This window comes from Petrotoga sibirica DSM 13575, assembly GCF_002924625.1.
Taxonomy (GTDB): domain Bacteria; phylum Thermotogota; class Thermotogae; order Petrotogales; family Petrotogaceae; genus Petrotoga; species Petrotoga sibirica.
Genome location: NZ_JAHC01000038.1, coordinates 1 through 18,772, shown reverse-complemented (window position 1 = coordinate 18,772; position 18,772 = coordinate 1). Strand labels below are relative to the sequence as shown.

Here is an 18,772-nt window from a genome sequence, read left to right as displayed (position 1 = left end):
CCCGCTCCCCACCCATGAGGATAAAGGACTTTAACTAATTATATTATATCATCAAATCAAAACAACACATTTTATAAAATCATAAAACACTAATATGCTATAATATTATTAATCATAAAGGAGGCGATTTTTATGAAAAAGTATCTAAGTATTTTCTTTGTTGTGTTGTTTTTATTTTCAACGACTTTCGCTTTCAAAGTAACCATGGTTACCGACGTAGGAGGTTTGGGAGACAAATCTTTCAATGACGGAACCTGGCAAGGAGTTTTAAGAGCCCGAGACGAATTAGGTGTAGAAATCGCAGTAATCCAATCATCTGAACAAACAGATTATTTACCAAATCTTTCAAACGCTGCAAGAGATTCTGATGTTGTAATAGCTGTTGGTTTTATGATGACGGATGTTTTATTCAATGTAGCTCCCCAATTTCCTGATACTTATTTTGTGGGCATTGATATAGAACCATCTCCCGGACAAATAATTCCTTCAAACGTTGTTTGCTATGTTTTCAACGAGCATGAATCCAGTTTCCCAGCTGGTTACTTAGCCGCTATGATGAGCAAAACTGGAAAAGTTGGATTTATAGGAGGAGTTCCAGTCCCTGCCGTTACCAAATTCGAAGCAGGATTCAAAGCAGGAGTTAAAGTATACAATGAATTACATAATGAAAATATTCAAGTTATATCAGGTTATGCTAACACCTTCAACGAGCCTGCTTTAGGAAAGAACTTAGCTCTAACACAGATGGAAAATGGTGCGGACATTGTTTTTCATGCAGCAGGTCCAACAGGTAACGGAGTAATAGATGCTGCTAAAGAAAAAGGAAGTAATCTATACAATCTCCCTCCAAATGCCCCCTTAGAGCAAATCATTGATAAATACTATGAATTAGATAAAAACTTTTATGCAATTGGAGTAGATGTTGATCAAGATCACATGGCTCCAGGTTATGTATTGACAAGTGCTATGAAAAGAGTCGACACAGCTGCTTTTGAGGGAATTCAAAGCGCCATGTCCGTAAGAACTTTCGAATCTGGTGTCTTTAGATTAGGTATGAAAGAAGACGGTGTAAGTATAACTCCAATGAAGTACACAAGAAGCATGGTCCCCATTAGATATTTTGTTGAAATAGAATATCTAAAAAAATTGATAAAAGAAGGCAAATTGAAAATACCATCAGATCCTTCAAAAATAGGTTCGTTTGAGGTTCCCGAGATTACCTTCCCATATTAATCAAAATATCCCGCTTCCTGCGGGATATTTTATATTTTAATAAACACTCTCACCAACCATATTCACCTATTAAAGGCACAAACATACAACCATCAGAGTATTCAATCTTTGTATTTCCATCCTCTAACTTGGTTATTTTATGTAAACGTTGAAAAGATTTAGAACCAATTGGAATTACCATTCTTCCTCCAACTTTAAGTTGCGAAAGCAGAGGGTCAGGAACTTTTGGAGCTGCTGCTGAAACTATGATTCCGTCAAACTCAATCTTTTCTTTTGTCCATCCTTTTGTTCCATCTCCAACCTCTAAAACAATATTTGCATATCCCAATTCCCAAAATTTACTTCTGGCTCTTTGGGCTAACGTTTCATTTCGTTCTATAGTATAAGCAAGACGTACAATCTCTGCCAGTAAAGCCGTTTGGTAACCAGAACCAGTACCAATTTCTAAAACTACATCGTTTTCTTTTAACTCTAATAGTTGAAGCATCAAGCCGATTATATAAGGCTGAGAAATAGTTTGCCCTTCGCCAATAGGCAAAGGGCAATCATCATATGCATACCTTTCAAGATTTTTTGGAACAAACAAATGTCTTTTAACCTTCAAAAAGGCATTGAGAACCTTTTCATCGGTGATACCTCTCCTTTTAAGTTGATACTCAACCATCATTCTATTTTCTTTCTCAAAATCCATCAAAATTTTCCTACCTTCGACGAAATATATTCATCTATTGCCTTAGCAGATCTTTTACCTGCTCCCATCGCCTCGATAACGGTTGCCGCACCAGTGACTATGTCTCCACCTGCCCAAACTCCTTCAACAGAAGTAGCGCCGGTAACAGGGTCAGCTTCTATATACCCCCATTTATTCAACTTCAATTCGGGAAATGCGTTGAGTAAAACCTTGTTCGACTCTTGACCTATAGCTACTATAAAAAGATCTGCGGGTATTTCAAAGTAACTATTTTCAATGGGGATAGGTCTTCTTCTACCAGAAGAATCAGGTTCTCCCAATTTCATCTTTTGACAGACAACACTTGTCAATTCTCCCTTTTCGTTTCCTTTACACTCTATTGGATTAGTCAGCCACATAAAATTGATTCCCTCTTCAACGGCGTTTTCATATTCTTCTTTTCTTGCTGGCATCTCTTGCTCCGTTCTTCTATACACTACTGTGACGGCTTCAGCACCAAGCCTTAACGCCGATCTTGAAGCATCCATCGCAACGTTACCCCCGCCAACAACTACCACGTGTTTTCCAATCTTAACGGGTGTATCAACCAAAGGGAATTCATATGCTTTCATCAAATTAACCCTTGTTAAAAACTCACTTGAAGAATAAACCCCATTCAAATTTTCCCCAGGAATATTCAAGAATTTAGGGGTTCCCGCACCCGTACCTATAAATATAGCATCGAACTCTTCTTTCATTTCGTCTATTGTAATTGTCTTTCCCACAACAACATCTGTCTCAATTTCTACTCCCAACGATTTCACATATTCTACTTCTTCAAAAACTATCTCTTTTGGAAGTCTAAACTCAGGGATTCCGTAGGTCAAAACCCCTCCAGGTTTATGCAAAGCTTCAAAAATTTTAACGTAGTATCCTATCTTTGCCAGATCTGCTGCCACTGTTAGTCCGGCTGGCCCTGCACCTACAACAGCAACTTTTCCCTTAATATTGTTTTCAGTCAGTTGGATATTATTCTTTTGATTACTTCTTTGAACTCTCTCCCAATCAGCTACAAACCTTTCTAATCTGCCTATGGCAACTGGTTCAAAAGCACCTGATTTACCTAAGGTACATACCCCTTCACACTGATTCTCTTGTGGACAAACTCTCCCACAAATAGCTGGTAAATTATTGTAACTCTTCAATATCTCTGCAGATTTAGTAAGGTTACCATCCCTCAACTCTCTTATAAAACCTCGTATATCTATACCAACAGGACATCCTTCTATACAATTATATGCGCTATCAGGGCATTGTAAGCACCTATCAGCTTCCATCATAGCCTCTTCTAAACAGTAACCATATGCAACCTCTCGGAAGTTGTGCTTTCTCTCTTCTGGTGGTTGCTTTTTTACAGGAACTTTATTCCTCAAAATCTTTTTTGGACGTTTTTTCTTTTTTTCTTCTAAAGAACTCTTTTCCTCAACCTTGTACTGCCCAAGTCGCTTTAACAATTCATCCCATTCAACCAGCTCACCTTCAAACTCAGGACCATCAACACAAGCGAATTTAACGTTATCTCCAACGGTTACCCTACACCCACCACACATTCCTGTTCCATCAACCATTATTGGATTCAAAGACACTATTATAGGAAACCCAAGTTCTTGAGCGGTTTTTGTGGCAAATTTCATCATTATAACAGGCCCAATAGCCCAAGCCTTATCTATTTCCTCGCCATCTGACACTACTTTTTTCATCCCATCGGTAACCAAACCTTTCATACCTTTTGATCCATCATCTGTTGTTATGATTAACTTATCAGAAAACTGTGAAAACTCATCTTCTAAAATTAAAAGATCAGCGGTCCTTGCTCCCATAATTGATATTACCCTGTTGCCTTTTTCTTTCAACGCCTTTAAAATAGGTAAAATTGGAGCAACACCAATACCCCCGCCAATCAACAATACCGTCCCATAATAATCAATTTCTGAAGGACTACCCAAAGGTCCTACAACATGGGCAAAAGAATCTCCATTTTCAAAAGTTGCCATCTTTCTCGTACTTTTACCCACCACTTGAAATATGAGTCTTATATTATCTTCAGTTTTATCCACTATAGTTAAAGGTATTCTTTCTCCATCTTCTTCTGCTATAACTATAACAAACTGACCTGGTTGAGCATGTGCTGCTATCTTTGGTGCTTCAACCCAAACACTGTAAACGTCTTGGGCTAATTTCTTTTTTTCGGATATTTCGAACAAAACTTCCACCCCTTTATTTTTTTTCAATATTTTTTCTAAGGTATTCTTCCAATAATGCATTGAACATCTTTCCATGCTTAGGGTATCTCAAGTGTAATAATTCATGAATAATTACCTCAAATCTAAAACTTTTTGGCTCATTTAAAAGTTTTTTATCAAAGGTTAACCTACCTCTTGAAGAGCAACTACCCCATTTTCTACTCATTTCACGAATATGAATTTCCTTTGGTTGAACTCTAATATCTTTAGCCAAAATCATAACTTCAGCTTTAAAATCAACTGGGTCAATCATTATTATCCCTACCTTTTAGTATGTAGAGATATTTTTCGAATAACTGTTTTATTCTTTCGCCTTTAAGCCCTTTCGGTCCTAATAACTTGTAAAATTCCTGTCTCATTTCTCTTTCCTGATCTTCGTCTTTATCCCAAAGAGGATAAGTTTCCTTTTTTTTCTCGAACTCTTCAGCAATATCCTCGGCATCATCGATCGATTCAGCTTTCAACAATTCTTTGAGTGTAAAGTATGCTGCTGATTTTCCACTTTCTTTTTGAGCCTTCTTCTTGTCGTTTACTTCCTGTACCAAGTTCTTTAGACCGTTTAAAGTTTCTTCTGTATTCTTTTGGGCACTTTTGTAAAGGGTAATTAAATTCTCCGCTTTTTCTCCAATTGTAATGAGAATTGGATATTCATTGCTTTCTTCTTCGACCGTTTTTTCAATACTCTTGTATAAATTAAAAACCTTTTCAACATCTGAAGCATTACTTTCTTCAATCTTTTTTAAAGTATACTCGTCTATCACAAAAACTTCTAAAGTATCTTTTATTTTACTATTTTTCGTGTATTTTTGAATTAATTTTTTAGTTTTCTCTGTGAACTCCTCATCGACAGATAGTCCTTTTTCATAAGCATTCTTCAAAATTTTATACATCCGTGTAAGTGTATCATAATCTTGGAGATATTCATTTAAAAATTTGTCGGGAGATAATATCTCATACAAACCAGAAAGCTTCTTATAATACGTATAAAATTCATTACGTTTTTCTTCATTCCTAAAGTACTCTAAGACAGCATCTACAGATTTGTCCCTATCTTTTTTGGCAACGATAGAAAGATATTTCTCTCTGCCAATCTTCATTTGTTCAGCAAACTCTCTTTTTAAAAGTTCAATATCTTCGATTACCCCTTCTATATCTTCAGAATCAAAAGCAAGTGCCTTTTCTAAATTATTAAAAATACCCACAAAATCGACAACAAGTCCGTTCTTCTTATTTTTTTCATCCTTCTTGTACGGTCTATTGATTCTGGCTATAGCCTGTAAAAGAACGTGATCTCTCATCGGTTTATCTAAATACATACAATAAAGAATCGGTGCATCAAACCCAGTCAATAATTTCTCAGTTACGATTAAAATTTTTGGGAGCTCTCCTGGCTTTTTAAAGTTCTCTCTAACTTTTTTCTCTTCAATTTCAGATAAATAATACTTCGTCATTTGTGGGGGATCGTTTTGACTCTGACTATATACAACTTTAGAGTATTCAGGAGGCAGGTGTTTATCTAATTCTTCCTTGTATAATGCACATGCTTCTCTATCAACAGCAACAAGAAAAGCTTTGAAACCCATTGGTTCGATATACTCTTTAAAATGCTTTGCTACAAATTTTGATATCAACTGAACTCTATCATAGTTTTTTAGCATATTTTTAAGTCTTACCGCTTTTTCTAAAACCTTGTTAAGCTCTTCTACAGCGCTAACTCCTTGAGACTCTGCAAGTGCCAGAAATTCTTTCTCAAGAACATCTTTTTCAACCATCATTTTATTTGGTGCAAACGTATAGTACAAGGGAACGGTGGTGCCATCTTTAATCGATTCTGATATGCTGTATTTATCAAGGTATCCTTTAGGGGGATCATCTTTACCAAATGTAACAAACGTACCTTTTCCATAATTTGTCTTATCTATGGGAGTACCAGTAAAGCCTATATACGTTGCATTTGGTAAAGCTCCTTCTAAAAAGGTACCAAGCTTCCCACCTGTACTCCTATGAGCTTCATCTACTAAAACAAAAATATTTTCTCGTAGATTCAAATCAGCAGAAATATTATCAAACTTATGAATCATACTAACAATTAAACCTCTTTTATCGGTTTTAAGAAGACGCTTTAGATGTTTTTTACTTTCTACAACTTCTACATTTTCAATGCCAACGGATTTCAGATTACTGAACAACTGTGATTCAAGTTCGTTTCTATCAACAAGCATAATTACTGTCGGATTTTCAAAAAAGGGATCTTCTATTATTTTTTTCGCCGTTACAATCATAGTGTAAGTTTTACCAGAACCTTGAGTATGCCAGATCAAACCACGTTGTTTTGAAGGATCTTTAGCCCTTTCAATTATCTTATCAACGGCTTTCATTTGATGATGCCTTAAAACAACTTTTTTAAGCTCTTCATCTTGTTTTGTAAAAAGAATAAAATCAGTAAGTATTTTTATTATTCTTTTTGTATCAAAAAAAGTTTTAATTAAAGTTTCATAACCGCGATCTAATTCGTTTTTCCATTCGAAGAGTGATCCTCCTGAAAGGTTCCAAGTTGCACCATAATAAAAGCGAATCACATCTATTAAACCAAAGATTTGTAAAATAGCCAAAAGTTCTGGCGCTTGCTGATGATACCTTTTTACTTGCTTATAGGCTTCATTAAGCGGATCAATTCTATGAGGTGCTTTCGTCTCTACGAGAATAAGCGGGACTCCATTAATAAGAAACACCACATCTGCCCTTATCGTTTTGCTCCCATTTGTAAATGTAAATTCGTCGGTAACTTGGAATATATTCCTATCTATTTCATAGGTATCTAAAAAAGTTACGTTTCTTTCTCTTTTTTCATTGGACACAAATTTGGGTTTAAGTCCTTTTAAAAATTCCCAAACTATTAGATTACCTTGTATATTTGGAGGAATTCTTTCAAGATCTTTTAATACTTCTTCTGCTGAAAGATGGTCCATAAACCCAGGATTGAGTCTTTGAAGTTGCTTTATAAATACATCTTTGAATATCAAACCTTTTTCTCCGCCTTTTAGCCTCAAGGCTTCATCAGGTTTGACGTATTCCCACCCAAGGTTCAGAAAAACCTTATTTCCATCTGATGATCCATATTCAGCAGATTCTTCTTGTACGTATTTTATAATTGGATCCTGAGCAGAATATTTTTCATCTCCCAAGCCCATAGTCACACCACCACTTTCTCACTTTTTTCTTTAATAAAGTTAATAATATTTTCTCTTTGCTTTTGACAAAAGTAAGCTAAAAATTCTTTTTATTCATCTAAAATCTTTTCCAAATTATTCACCCTTATTTTTGCGGTCATAAGATTATGCAAAAGTGATTTAAAAAGATCTTCAAGGGCTTTTTTCTTGTTTTCTTCCGCCTCGATCTTTTGATCGATCGCTGAGAGAATTGAAGCGATCTTTTGCTGGATGGGGAGAGGTGGAAGTGGAATTAAAATATTCTTCATAACATTTTGATTTAATTTCTTTCTAGTTGTTCCAGAAGTGTATTTTTCAATATCATCAAAAATAAGCCAATAAAGTAAAAATCTATTAACTGAATTACTTTCTATAGCCCTAATTATATGAGCATGATTATTAACCCAAAACTTTCCTTTCATTAAATAGGCACTATTTTCAAATTTTCTCCAAAAACCCCCATCTTCAGCTAATAGAACAAATTCACCATCAAATATATAATCATTAACATAATCTATAATGCCATTAGCTCCGCAATATGGATAGTTACCTTTCATTTTGCTCCGCTCGGTAGAATTTAAAGGAATTCTTTTTTTGTCATGAATCTCAACGACATCCTCAAGTCTCACAACATCCCACTCTTCAGGAATCAAGCCAATCTCTGTCTCTTTAAGCGGTACTTTTTCAGCTTCTTCCAAACTTACAGGCCCATAAGTAAACAGGTACTTCATCATGGACTTTTTGAGATCTTTCGTTGCTTTTATAACATCCTCCGTCTTCTCCTTTGCCTCTTGCACTGCAGAGAGGACAGAGGCAATCTTTTTTTGTTCTGAGAGTGGTGGAAAGGGGATTTTAACATCTATAAATTTTGCTTTACTAACAATTGGAACTGTTGTATATGATGCTAAATTTTCTATCTGCCTTTGCTGCGTTTGTAATGTATAGAATAAAAACCATGGATATATATTATTATTTGGTTCTATTGCATTTATTTGTTGGTTAAATGCAACTCTGTGGGATGCAAACCCCACTCTTCCAATAATACCTATGCAAGAAACTAGAATCGATCCTTCTTTAACAGTTCTTGCTTTGTCAATTGCTTTATTTGAAATTTTTTCAGAAAATGTTGAAATTACTCTATTTTGTAAGTCTGGGGGTTTAATAAAATCAAGCTCACCGTGCTCCCAATATTCTTTAACTTTTTTAGAAGGTGTATTTCCAGTTATTATATTTCCAACATCCCCCAACCTTACAACTTCCCAATCTTTTGGTAGCAAGCCGAGTTCTGTCTCTTTGTATTCTTCTTTCTGGTTAAGATCTAGTTCCATAGTCCCATCTCTTTTAAAATAATCTCTAATTTTTCATCGGCTTCTTTTCTTTCTTCTTCTGCCTCTTTTAACTGCACAACAGCATCCTCCAAAGGCAGTGTTTCGTCTTCACCATTTTGAGCAACATAACGGGATGGACTTAAATTATAATCATTTTTCGCAGCTTCTTCTTTACTGATTATTTTACTTATTCCCTCTTCTTCCTTCCAATTGAGATAGATCTCTGCTATCCTTTCAACACTCTCATCAGGCAAGAAGTTCTTAGGTCTTCCTTTTTCATAGAGCTTTGATGCGTTTATGAGAAGTATCTGGTCTTGCCTTTGTGCTGGTTTTGACTTATTAATCACTATGATAACCCCTGGTGCTGAAGTGTTATAGAATAAATTCTCCGGAAGTAATAAAACTGATTCTACAAGATCTTTTTCAACAAATTCTTTTCTTATATCTCTTTCTCTATTTTTTCCAACATTTCCACTACCCCTTGATACAGCACCTGTATCAATTACTAAAGCCATCTTCCCATCATTTTTCAATGAAGCAAACATATGCTGAATCCATCCCCAGTCTGCGCTGTTTGATGGAGGGTATCCAAAAACAAATCTATTGTAAGGATCGTTTTCATAAACAGATTGTGCAAATGTTTGATTCCACATGGGATTTGCAGTTACTAAATCGAATTTCTTGAGTGATCCTTCATCGGTTAAAAATGCCGGTCTATTCATTGTGTCGCCAAGGGCAATTTGTGCTTCCATGACGTGTATAAAGATATTCATTTTTGCCATAGCATACGTTGAATGCAAGATTTCTTGCCCATAGAATTTAAGTGAATATTTAGTTCTATCATCTCCATATTTTTCTTTAAATCTCAGATGAGTTTTAATCAACAAGCCCCCAGATCCACAACAAGGATCATAGACCTCGTCTCCAGGTTTTGGGTCTAAGATCTTTGACATCAAAATTGCTACCTCACCAGGAGTGTAAAACTCACCCGCACTTTGCCCAGAACCTTCGGCAAATTTTCTCAATAAATATTCGTATGCGCGACCTAAAATATCTGGATCAACATCTTTCAGACCAAGGCGATGTCTTCCTAAAACATCAATTAATGCTACCAACACATCATCACTTATGATTCTTTGACCACCTGCAGTTGCATTGAAATCCACAATATCTATTACACCTTGAAGTTTGGGATTGTATCTTGCAATTGTTCTTACGGCGTCAGTTAAATATTCTCCGACATTTGTAGTTTTTTTAGCAACTTCAGACCATCTCGCTTCTGGTGGCAAATAAAAACGAACTAATTGGTGATCACTTTTTATAAAATCTTCGGCTGTTTCAAATGAACCAAATTTTTCTGACAACTCGTTCAATTCGTCTTCGAACACGTCAGAAAGTCTTTTTAAAAATATCAAAGGTAAGATATAATCCTTGTATTTGGGAGCATCTATAGGTCCTCTTATTTTACACGCCGCTTCCCAAAGCCAGTTTTCTAAAGTTTTGGTATCAAGGTTATTTTGAGCCATTTGTTGTCCTCCTGTGTTCCTCACAAATAATTATAATCAAAATTTATCAAAATGAATAACCTTTTCAAGAGGCCGTTTTGGAACATGGAAATTACCTTTCTCATCTATGTAATATTCAACCCTCTCATCGTTATCCTCTGCAAAAGACTCATGCCCTTTATAACCTAAAGCAACTACCGTGTTAATTTCATAGTCTTGTGGTACTTTTAGAATTTCTCTTAAATTTTCCCTGTTTATAGAAACAATGGGGCATCCGCCTATTCCTTTTGACCACGCAGCTAATAAAATATTTTCAAACGCTGCTCCTACATCGTGACCAATCCACTTGGTCGCTCTTTGTTTGTTGATTAAAATAATAATATATGCGGTTGGTTTTTCTCCTTCTTTAGGCGTTCCTTTTGGGGTTATGTAGCCAGCCCAACCTAAACTTTCAAAGACTTTGTCGCAAGTTTCTTTATCTTTTACAATTATAAACTCTAAAGGTTGTTTATTCGAAGCACAAGGGGCTAACCTTGCACAATCTACTAACTCTTTCAATATTTCTTCTTCAATCGGATCTTGCTTGAACTTTCTGATGCTTCTTCTTTGCTTGATTACTTCTATTAAATCCATATCGTTATACCTCCTCCATTAATTATTTTTACTATCTTTGGAAACTCTGAAACCTTCTTTAATCGATATTTCTAGAATCGAAAAATTTTTAAAATACCTCCATCATTTTAAGTTGCATACATTCTGATTTAGCTCCCCTTCGCCCAGCAACCCAACCAGATGGGTGGTGGAGGGCTCCGCCCTGTAACCCTTTTAAAATCAGAATCTTATTTTTGAAAATCTTTTTATTTCTAAAGTGTTTATAATTATTTTTGAGCTCATATATTTATAATTCCCAAAAGGCACTTCATTCAATACCAATAATATGTTCTCACTAAAAAAGCTTCTTTTTTAACAATAATATCTACTGTTTTATAGTCAGTCAGACGACTTTTCCAAATTATTTTTAAGTATCACTCACAACCTAGTTCATTCACCATCTTCGGATACATTCTACTTGGTTCATCCTTGCTGTGCAGAGGATACCATACTTGAGCAAAAAAGTGACTTCTTTTGGCGAGTTCGTGATAGTTCCAACTCTCTCGCTCACACTGAAGACACCAATGTCCTCCTTCCAAGACAAGCTTTGGGCTTGCCTCAAATACATGACCAAAAGCACATTTAAATAAAAGCTTTGTTTGCATGTCTCCTTTAGTCATATGCTGAGACAAACATTCACCGCCTCGAAACCGAGCTGCCTTTTTTATATCAGTGATATCCAGACTGCTTTCAGGTTTTGTTTCATCATAGCCATGGTCTATGTGTACCACTCTATCATAATCTGTATAAGGTTTAAAGTCTTTTATGCTTGGAGATATTGCCTCTCTATGCTCCTTTGAAATGAAAAACGGCTCAATATACTCGAGTCTATTGTTTTCCACCCAATTCAACGGCCCATGGTCTGTTCTCACTATTTTCTCAAACTTCTTTCTTATGATTCTACCTATGAGTTTCTGACCACCTGGAAATTTCGTGATGATTTTTGCGACTTTTATGGCTCTTACGTTTTCCCTTCGATAAAGATCAAAAAAGTATTCGGAACCTTGGCTCCTGAAATTCAGGTATTCCTCCAACTTATCAGAATCTAGAAAATAACCTCCGTGGAAATTCCGAATTGCAAACCAATTAGCATCAATCACATACTCAAGTTTAGTTATACCCATCATCTCGAACATTTTTTTAAACATCTGGTAAGTACTGAGTCTACAACACTCACCACCACTTATATTATAAATATGCCCCCAAAAATTGTCTGGTAAATCCTCACAAACATTTTTTAGAAGAACACCAGAGTCATGATCACTAACATATTCCAGCACATTGTTTAAAGGATTATGAAATATGATACCATCCTTAATTTCGATCATATGGGATGAGAAAATTCCCGTTTGCCTCAAAGAAACCCAATACTTCAACCCGGATTCGATCACAGCTCTTTCCGCTGCCACTTTTGAAACAGCATAATAATCATGAATACTCGGCTTTATGGGATCACCGCTATGAATCCAGTGGATAGGAGGCATTCTATCGCCATATTCAGCAACGGTTCCAATATATACAAGCTTTATCTTATTTCTATTAGGACTTTCTTTTATGGCACGGATGATATTAACCGTCGAACCATAGTTAACCTTCATTGTTTGTTTAGGGTAATAGTCAGCCTCGGGAGATACCAAAGCTCCGACATGCAACACTATGTCTGAACTTTGAACACATACTTTTACATCTTCGTAATTTGTCAAATCACCCCAAACAATCTTCAAATTTTCTAGTACTACATACTGTTTAAGCATTTCCTTATCCTTTACTAAAGGCCTTACCAAGATAACTACATCATATTTTGCAGGTTCTTTCAACAACTCTTTTAACCCACAAGAACCCATTACCCCTGTAGCACCTGTAAGAAATACTGTTTTCTTTTTTGTCATATCTTGTTTCCCCTCGCATACCAATGGTTTGCTATTTTCCATCCAAAATATACATGCAAAATTTCATGGCTCACCAATCGCTGTTTCAATATAATCTAAAAAGAGACTTATGTTTTCTTTTTTCTTAATAACTAGTTATAAATATCTTATTGAAGTTCTATTCCCAATTCTACAAGAGGTATTTTGAACTCTCTTATACCAGATGAATATGGTGCAATTTCGTAAAGTTGATAGATTATTACCAGATCTTCATTTGTAATATAATAATATCGATCAGGCTCTATTGTGTCTATACTTTCATAAAAATAAATTTTAGGGTCTGCATTTATTTCTTCGATGATGGTTTCTTTGATTATTTTAAAAGATCTGCCTGTGTCTTCACTATATAAACCCAAAAAATCGTATAGATTGAGGAATTTACTGAGAGTTAGATCATAATTGTACGTTTTTCTTGCAGTCATTGGATGAGCCTGATGATAAACAAAAGAAAAATAGTCAGAGTAAAAGCTCACAAAACTGTCCGAAACAAATCCAACTTCGGATTCTATAACTACTTCAACGTATGGTTCCTCAGATTCGTCTATACTGTTTCTAAGGCCATTAAGCTCATCGAGATATTGACTTAAGAAATCTTCAACATCTTTTGCTAAATAACTATTTAAAAGAAAGGCACTAGGTGCATCTTTTGTACCGTAAAAAAATGGAATATTTACTCTTCCACCTAAGTTTTCTTTTAATTCTGCTGATAGGGTTACATATTCGATTGAATAGAGTGTCATAGAAAACATTGTAAACAATAAAAATATGCTTACAACCTTTTTCATAGTTGATATCTCCCTTAAAGTAAGTTTTTGATTGATTCAAGATACTCTTTTATTATGCTTTTTGAACTTTCAAACTTTTCAGTTTCTTCCTCATTCAAAGTTATATCGATAGTTCGTTCCACCCCATCTTTGTTTATAACCGCAGGATATCCTATGTAGATATCGTCCAGCAGCACGGAAGGTGTATACACCCTACCTTCATTCTTTATTATCGATTCTACTAATGCAGTTGTTGCCGAAGCTATCCCATAATTAGTTGCACCTTTTTTGTTTATTATATTGTAGGCAGAATTTTTTACATCTTCAAAAATCTTATTTAGATCGATATTACAACTGTTCTTGTACGGGCAATTGCGGCAAAAACCTTTAATCGGAACGCCTCCAATCATTGCGGAACTCCACGCTGCCAACTCCGAGTCACCATGTTCCCCTATTATATAGGCGTGTACACTCATTGGAGATACACCGCAATTTTTTCCTATTAAAGCCCTTAATCTTCCGGTGTCCAATATTGTGCCAGTTCCAATTACCCTATTATGATCAAAACCTGTTACTTTCCATACAACATAGCTCATGACATCAACAGGGTTCGTAATATTTATTACCAACGTATTTGGAGCATATTTTTTTATGTTTTCTGAAATGCCTTTTATTATTTTAGCATTTTTTATGGTCAAATCTAATCTCGTTTCACCAGGCTTTTGAGCAGCTCCTGCTGTAATTATTACGATATCGCTTCCTTCTATATCACTATACTCCCCTGCTCTTATAATCATTCTTTTGTGAAAGGTTGTTGCATGTAATAAATCCAATGCTTCACCCTCAGCCATTTCTTTGTTGAGGTCGTAAAGAACGATCTCGTCAGCAACTGCTGCGTTTATTAAAGCAAAAGCGGTACTTGAACCAACTCTTCCCGTTCCTATTATACTTATTTTCAAAATCATATACCTCCCATTTTTGATGTTTTACTAACCCTATAGAAAAATCGATTTAGTAACTATTTAAATATAGGAAACCTAATTTCTGGAACATGATCGTCATCTATCAATATATCTTCAGCTCTCATCAAAAAAGTCATTGAACGGTGAAACTCCGGATAATCAATCATAATTCTCACCCCTAATTTATATTTATAAATTTCTTAAATTTTAATAGTTTTCCTGGCGCTGTCCACCCTAAAGTGAAGATCTTTCTTAAATATATGATAGCACATTCTTAAAAATAAGAAAAACCCTCTTGTAATTTACATAGAGGGCTTATTAAATTATTAAAAAATTTATTACTATTTTTTTCAGATTCAAAACTTGGATTTTATTCCATTGCTTCTATGTACTGGTTTATCTTTCTTTGCTCTTTCCCGATAGACCATAATATTACAAACAATAGCACTACCACAGTTCCTAGTATTATTAGAGAAGTGAGCTGCATGCTAATATTTTTGAATATCCACAACGGACCTTGGACAAGCATTAAGTCATAAAAAAATAGTAAGCCAAAAATAGCCATAGCATACCCCATTGTTATCAATTCTATGATCAACACTTCTTTCCCTTTGAACACCTTGTTCATTTGGGATACGTCTCTTTTAGGATCACTGAGAAAGATTCTTGCTCCTAATAATGATGAATAGTACAATAATATGACAGTAGGAATTATTAGTACCAAATCAAAGAAACTAAATTTTAGAAGAAGTGAGAAAACTATCGTAAGGACGATAAACTCAACTGTATAAAGACCTGTAGAAATCATTATTTTTGAGTTCACCATTGTTCTTATTTTGAAAGGAAATAACTTTGGAACTGGCCAGATTTTTATTTCTTCAGTCAACATATATGCAGAAATCATAGCCGAATAGTCTGCTGCAATAAACATAAAGAACAAAGCTAAGTAAGTTAGATCTTGCATACCTGTGAAAAAGAATATGAATGGAAATACCAGTGGATAAATCATCATAAAAATCAATTGGGAATTTCTAAAAAGAAGTTTTCTGTCTTTTTCAAAAAGAGGCAAACGTTTGGTTTTAAATTTTTCAATTTTTTTAACCTTTGACTTTTTTCTTGACGTTGAGAAATCAAGATTGTTGGCGTACCTGTATACCAAGTAAAAGAACAATATCGAAACAGCGTAGATGAATATAAGAGAAACGATATTTCCGTTTAACGCATTGATAAATTGAGCATGTGGCCAAAAAGGGCTCATAAATGCTTTAAGGGAGTTTCCCATTCCTTCAATGAGGTTTTCTGGATCGTTTGTCGTCATCATTGGGAGAAATTGAGGTATTAAGACCATAAAGATAATACCTATGAAATAAGTTAATTGCGCAATTCTTTTTGCAGATGTTTTACCAACAAAAAAAGACATCATTAATCCAATTACAATGGAAATAGAGATCAAAAAAAGAAAAAACCCTATAATCCCCAATATCGATAAAATAACATTTGAACTTTTCAAAATCATATACGAGACACCGATTGATAAGAAAGCACCACTTCCTATTCCAGACATAATTAAACTATCTATAGTAGAAGAGAAAAAGAGTGTTGATCTTTTAATCGGCATTGTTAAAAAAGTATCAAGCATATCGTTATCAAAGAGTGTAGTTACAATTAAGGGGGAAAATTGCAAAACAAATATCGCACTTACCATTAAAAAGGCGGGTGCAAACATTAGTTCTAGAAAAGTATAATTAGAATCCAACCCTATTTGATTCAACGGGATGTTTAGATCAAAAGAACCTGCGGTAGCGAGCATTGTTGGAATGATAATAGCTAAAAAAATTATTGGGACTATCAGATAACCAATAATATTAGAGAACATCCCTGATCTTTTTTCTATACCTTTTCTGTTTTTTGTCGGACGAGATTTGTTTTTATAGGAGTATTTCAACAATAATTTTAATTCGTTCATTGTAACCTCATAACCTCCCCTCTAAAGTTCGTCGATTATTTCTTTTACTTGGCTACCCCCAGTTAATTCCAAGAAAATGTCTTCCAAACTCCTATTTCCGAGTTTAGAGAGAGACCTCAACTCTTCCATATTACCTTCAGCAAGGATTCTACCGTGATCTATGATTCCAATTCTGTCACACATCTTTTCCGCTATTTCTAGAATATGGGTCGTAAAGAATATCGAAGAGCCTTCGCTTTTGTATTTTTGCAAAAGTTCTTTTAGTATCCCCGCTGCTCGAGCATCCAAACCTACGGTTGGCTCATCTAAAAAAATAACCTTTGGTTTTCTCATCAAAACTGAGGCTACCATTAATTTTTGTTTCATACCATGAGAATAATCCCCTATATAATCGTTAAGGTAATCTATCCCAAACGCATCACATATTTCGTTGAATCGCGAGTGAATTTCATTTGAATTTAATTTGTATACGTTCATTATAAATTCTATGAACTCACTGCCTTTGAGATTCTCATACATTTTTGGTTCATCTGGCACAACCCCAATTTCTCTTTTTATTTCCAATTCGTAATTATTGTAATCTTTATCCATGATGAAAATCTGACCAGAGGTTGGTTTTAGTGTACCTGTGAGCATCCTTATCGTTGTAGTTTTCCCTGCACCATTGGGACCTAGAAAACCATAAATTTCTCCTGCATTCACGTTTAAATTGATTTCATCAACCGCAGTGAAATCTTTGAATTTTTTGGTTAAGTTTATTGCTTTTATCAATATTATGCCCCCTCTACGTCTTTATAATTTTAACAAGTATAAAACCCTCTTTTTTGGGAACAGAGGGTTTTGTCATTGTTTAGCTTTGAAAGAAAGGAAATCTCAACCCTTCTATTTCTTTTTCGTTTTTGTCAAACTTACCAGAATACTCTTCCATTTCCTTTAAATCCCAATCAAACACCGTTAAATAGCAGCTACCTTCCTTTTCCTCGCTGAATATTGCAGGGAAATTGTATAGATCTTCAGAATCTGCATTCTCGCTCTCTTCATCGGCTAGCGATACCTCAGTAATCACTGAATACGCTTTTAAATCAATGATCTCTGTCAATTCACCCAAGAAGTACAAAAAATTGTCAAATTCTTCTTCAGTATCGACATCTAACGGTAAGTTAACAGGAACGACTTCCTCTTCAACTTTGAACTGTGTTAGGTAATCGTTGATATCTTGAGCCAATTCTTCATCAAGTTCTTTTATCTTCTCCAAAAATTCTTTTTTCGATTCTTCACTAAAATTCGCCCACAAAATAACTTCAGGGTGAAGATGGTCCTCATGTACTAAATTAGAATCATTCATAAAATCTATAGCCACAGTATGAAAATTTGGATAATTAGAAATAAAAATCTCCTCCTTTTTTTATTGAGACAAAAAATAATTTTGTTCACAATATTATACCATTATTTTTCTATTAAGCATATTAATAAAATAAAACAGGAAATTATATTTTGAATATTTAAACAATCGACCTTAGGAATGCTATGGCTAACCGAATACTGTACCACCCTGCTAACCTAATTATGTACCATGTAGAAAGAAGAAGTTCTTTTCTTTCTCTTTTCATATGAAAAGAGAAAAATCGAATATTTATCACTTTTTCTGTATTTCTCTTCTTTGGTTCCTGTAACGGTAGCTTTCTCCATTGAATAGTATTATCTTACTGTTGTGGATTAACCTGTCGATAATCGCTGCTGTCATCCTTTCATCGTGAAATATTTTAGCCCATTCTGCAAATTCAAGGTTACTATTTACCAAGATAGATCCTTTTTCATACCTTTCAGAGAATATTTGGAACATGAGTTGTGTAACTTGGTCGGATAACTGCACGTATCCTAGTTCATCAATTATCAGTAAATCTACTTTGCTCAACTTTTTTTGGAACTTTGTTAGTTGTCGTTCTTCTTGCATTTCAACTAAGAGGTTCCCAAGATTGGCTGCTGTGAAAAAACTTACTGTTTTCCCTTTCTTACATGCTTGTATCCCTATCGCTATACTTATGTGTGTTTTTCCCGCACCTGGTGATCCTAAGAACAAAAGATTTGTCTTTTCTTCGATGAACTTACATTCACTGAGTTCCAGTATTTCCTTCTTTGATAGGTAGGGTGCTTGACTGAAATCAAATTGGTCTATCGTTTTTAGATTAGGGAACTTTGCTTGGTGTAATAACCTTTGAAATCTATTGTTTCCCCTTGATATGACTTCACATT

15 protein-coding genes are annotated in these 18,772 nt (G+C 34.9%); 1 reads left to right on the top strand and 14 read right to left on the bottom strand.

Annotated features, from left to right (window positions below; all coding sequences use genetic code 11):
- Nucleotides 1-132: 132 nt before the first annotated feature.
- Nucleotides 133-1,233 carry a BMP family lipoprotein gene (locus tag AA80_RS09460; RefSeq protein ID WP_103067293.1) on the top strand — a complete coding sequence of 367 codons (1,101 nt, stop codon included), beginning with the start codon at nucleotides 133-135 and terminating at the stop codon, nucleotides 1,231-1,233.
- Between the two features lie 49 nt (nucleotides 1,234-1,282).
- Here the strand turns inward: AA80_RS09460 and AA80_RS09455 are convergent, their stop codons facing one another.
- The 14 genes from AA80_RS09455 to istB form a co-directional block, all read right to left on the bottom strand.
- Nucleotides 1,283-1,924 carry a protein-L-isoaspartate(D-aspartate) O-methyltransferase gene (locus AA80_RS09455; RefSeq protein WP_103067292.1) on the bottom strand — a complete coding sequence of 214 codons (642 nt, stop codon included), beginning with the start codon at nucleotides 1,922-1,924 and terminating at the stop codon, nucleotides 1,283-1,285.
- Nucleotides 1,924-4,167, bottom strand: coding sequence for a bifunctional dihydroorotate dehydrogenase B NAD binding subunit/NADPH-dependent glutamate synthase (locus AA80_RS09450; RefSeq protein WP_103877476.1), 2,244 nt, complete (start codon nucleotides 4,165-4,167; stop codon nucleotides 1,924-1,926). The genes AA80_RS09455 and AA80_RS09450 overlap by 1 nt, the downstream gene beginning before the upstream one ends.
- Nucleotides 4,168-4,180: 13 nt before the next feature.
- Complete coding sequence (locus AA80_RS09445; RefSeq protein WP_103067291.1) at nucleotides 4,181-4,459, bottom strand: M48 metallopeptidase family protein; 279 nt, start codon at nucleotides 4,457-4,459, stop codon at nucleotides 4,181-4,183.
- Nucleotides 4,452-7,397, bottom strand: coding sequence for a type I restriction endonuclease subunit R (locus tag AA80_RS09440; RefSeq protein WP_103067290.1), 2,946 nt, complete (start codon nucleotides 7,395-7,397; stop codon nucleotides 4,452-4,454). The genes AA80_RS09445 and AA80_RS09440 overlap by 8 nt, the downstream gene beginning before the upstream one ends.
- An 89-nt stretch (nucleotides 7,398-7,486) precedes the next feature.
- A complete protein-coding gene (locus AA80_RS09435) occupies nucleotides 7,487-8,743 on the bottom strand; it encodes a restriction endonuclease subunit S (protein ID WP_103067289.1) in 1,257 nt (418 codons plus the stop codon).
- Entirely contained in the window at nucleotides 8,734-10,269 is a 1,536-nt protein-coding gene (locus tag AA80_RS09430) for a type I restriction-modification system subunit M (RefSeq protein WP_103067288.1), read from the bottom strand. Before AA80_RS09430 ends, AA80_RS09435 begins: the two co-directional genes overlap by 10 nt.
- A gap of 36 nt (nucleotides 10,270-10,305) precedes the next feature.
- Nucleotides 10,306-10,881: a nitroreductase family protein gene (locus tag AA80_RS09425; RefSeq protein WP_103067287.1), complete on the bottom strand. Its 576-nt coding sequence runs from the start codon at nucleotides 10,879-10,881 to the stop codon at nucleotides 10,306-10,308.
- Between the two features lie 392 nt (nucleotides 10,882-11,273).
- Nucleotides 11,274-12,788, bottom strand: coding sequence for an NAD-dependent epimerase/dehydratase family protein (locus AA80_RS09420; RefSeq protein WP_103067286.1), 1,515 nt, complete (start codon nucleotides 12,786-12,788; stop codon nucleotides 11,274-11,276).
- 146 nt (nucleotides 12,789-12,934) lie between these two features.
- A complete protein-coding gene (locus tag AA80_RS09415) occupies nucleotides 12,935-13,612 on the bottom strand; it encodes an RsiV family protein (RefSeq protein WP_103067285.1) in 678 nt (225 codons plus the stop codon).
- A 14-nt stretch (nucleotides 13,613-13,626) separates the two neighbouring features.
- The gene (locus AA80_RS09410) at nucleotides 13,627-14,550 is read right to left on the bottom strand and encodes an L-lactate dehydrogenase (RefSeq protein ID WP_103067284.1); all 924 of its coding nucleotides are present in this window, start codon (nucleotides 14,548-14,550) and stop codon (nucleotides 13,627-13,629) included.
- A 373-nt stretch (nucleotides 14,551-14,923) separates the two neighbouring features.
- Entirely contained in the window at nucleotides 14,924-16,519 is a 1,596-nt protein-coding gene (locus AA80_RS09405) for a hypothetical protein (RefSeq protein ID WP_103067283.1), read from the bottom strand.
- 21 nt (nucleotides 16,520-16,540) lie between these two features.
- Complete coding sequence (locus tag AA80_RS09400) at nucleotides 16,541-17,290, bottom strand: ABC transporter ATP-binding protein (RefSeq protein ID WP_103067282.1); 750 nt, start codon at nucleotides 17,288-17,290, stop codon at nucleotides 16,541-16,543.
- Nucleotides 17,291-17,369: 79 nt separating this feature from the next.
- Nucleotides 17,370-17,864, bottom strand: coding sequence for a hypothetical protein (locus AA80_RS09395; protein WP_134080073.1), 495 nt, complete (start codon nucleotides 17,862-17,864; stop codon nucleotides 17,370-17,372).
- A 291-nt stretch (nucleotides 17,865-18,155) separates the two neighbouring features.
- A partial coding sequence (gene istB / locus AA80_RS09390) for an IS21-like element helper ATPase IstB (RefSeq protein WP_103877475.1) occupies nucleotides 18,156-18,772 on the bottom strand: 617 nt, incomplete at its 5' end.

Bases quoted from the DNA above. Each gene is read 5' to 3' on its own strand.
- AA80_RS09460 (WP_103067293.1), top strand. From the start codon at position 133: ATGAAAAAGTATCTAAGTATTTTCTTTGTTGTGTTGTTTTTATTTTCA.
- AA80_RS09455 (WP_103067292.1), bottom strand. From the start codon at position 1,924: ATGGATTTTGAGAAAGAAAATAGAATGATGGTTGAGTATCAACTTAAA.
- AA80_RS09445 (WP_103067291.1), bottom strand. From the start codon at position 4,459: ATGATTGACCCAGTTGATTTTAAAGCTGAAGTTATGATTTTGGCTAAA.
- AA80_RS09440 (WP_103067290.1), bottom strand. From the start codon at position 7,397: ATGGGCTTGGGAGATGAAAAATATTCTGCTCAGGATCCAATTATAAAA.
- AA80_RS09435 (WP_103067289.1), bottom strand. From the start codon at position 8,743: ATGGAACTAGATCTTAACCAGAAAGAAGAATACAAAGAGACAGAACTC.
- AA80_RS09430 (WP_103067288.1), bottom strand. From the start codon at position 10,269: ATGGCTCAAAATAACCTTGATACCAAAACTTTAGAAAACTGGCTTTGG.
- AA80_RS09425 (WP_103067287.1), bottom strand. From the start codon at position 10,881: ATGGATTTAATAGAAGTAATCAAGCAAAGAAGAAGCATCAGAAAGTTC.
- AA80_RS09420 (WP_103067286.1), bottom strand. From the start codon at position 12,788: ATGACAAAAAAGAAAACAGTATTTCTTACAGGTGCTACAGGGGTAATG.
- AA80_RS09415 (WP_103067285.1), bottom strand. From the start codon at position 13,612: ATGAAAAAGGTTGTAAGCATATTTTTATTGTTTACAATGTTTTCTATG.
- AA80_RS09405 (WP_103067283.1), bottom strand. From the start codon at position 16,519: ATGAACGAATTAAAATTATTGTTGAAATACTCCTATAAAAACAAATCT.
- AA80_RS09395 (WP_134080073.1), bottom strand. From the start codon at position 17,864: ATGAATGATTCTAATTTAGTACATGAGGACCATCTTCACCCTGAAGTT.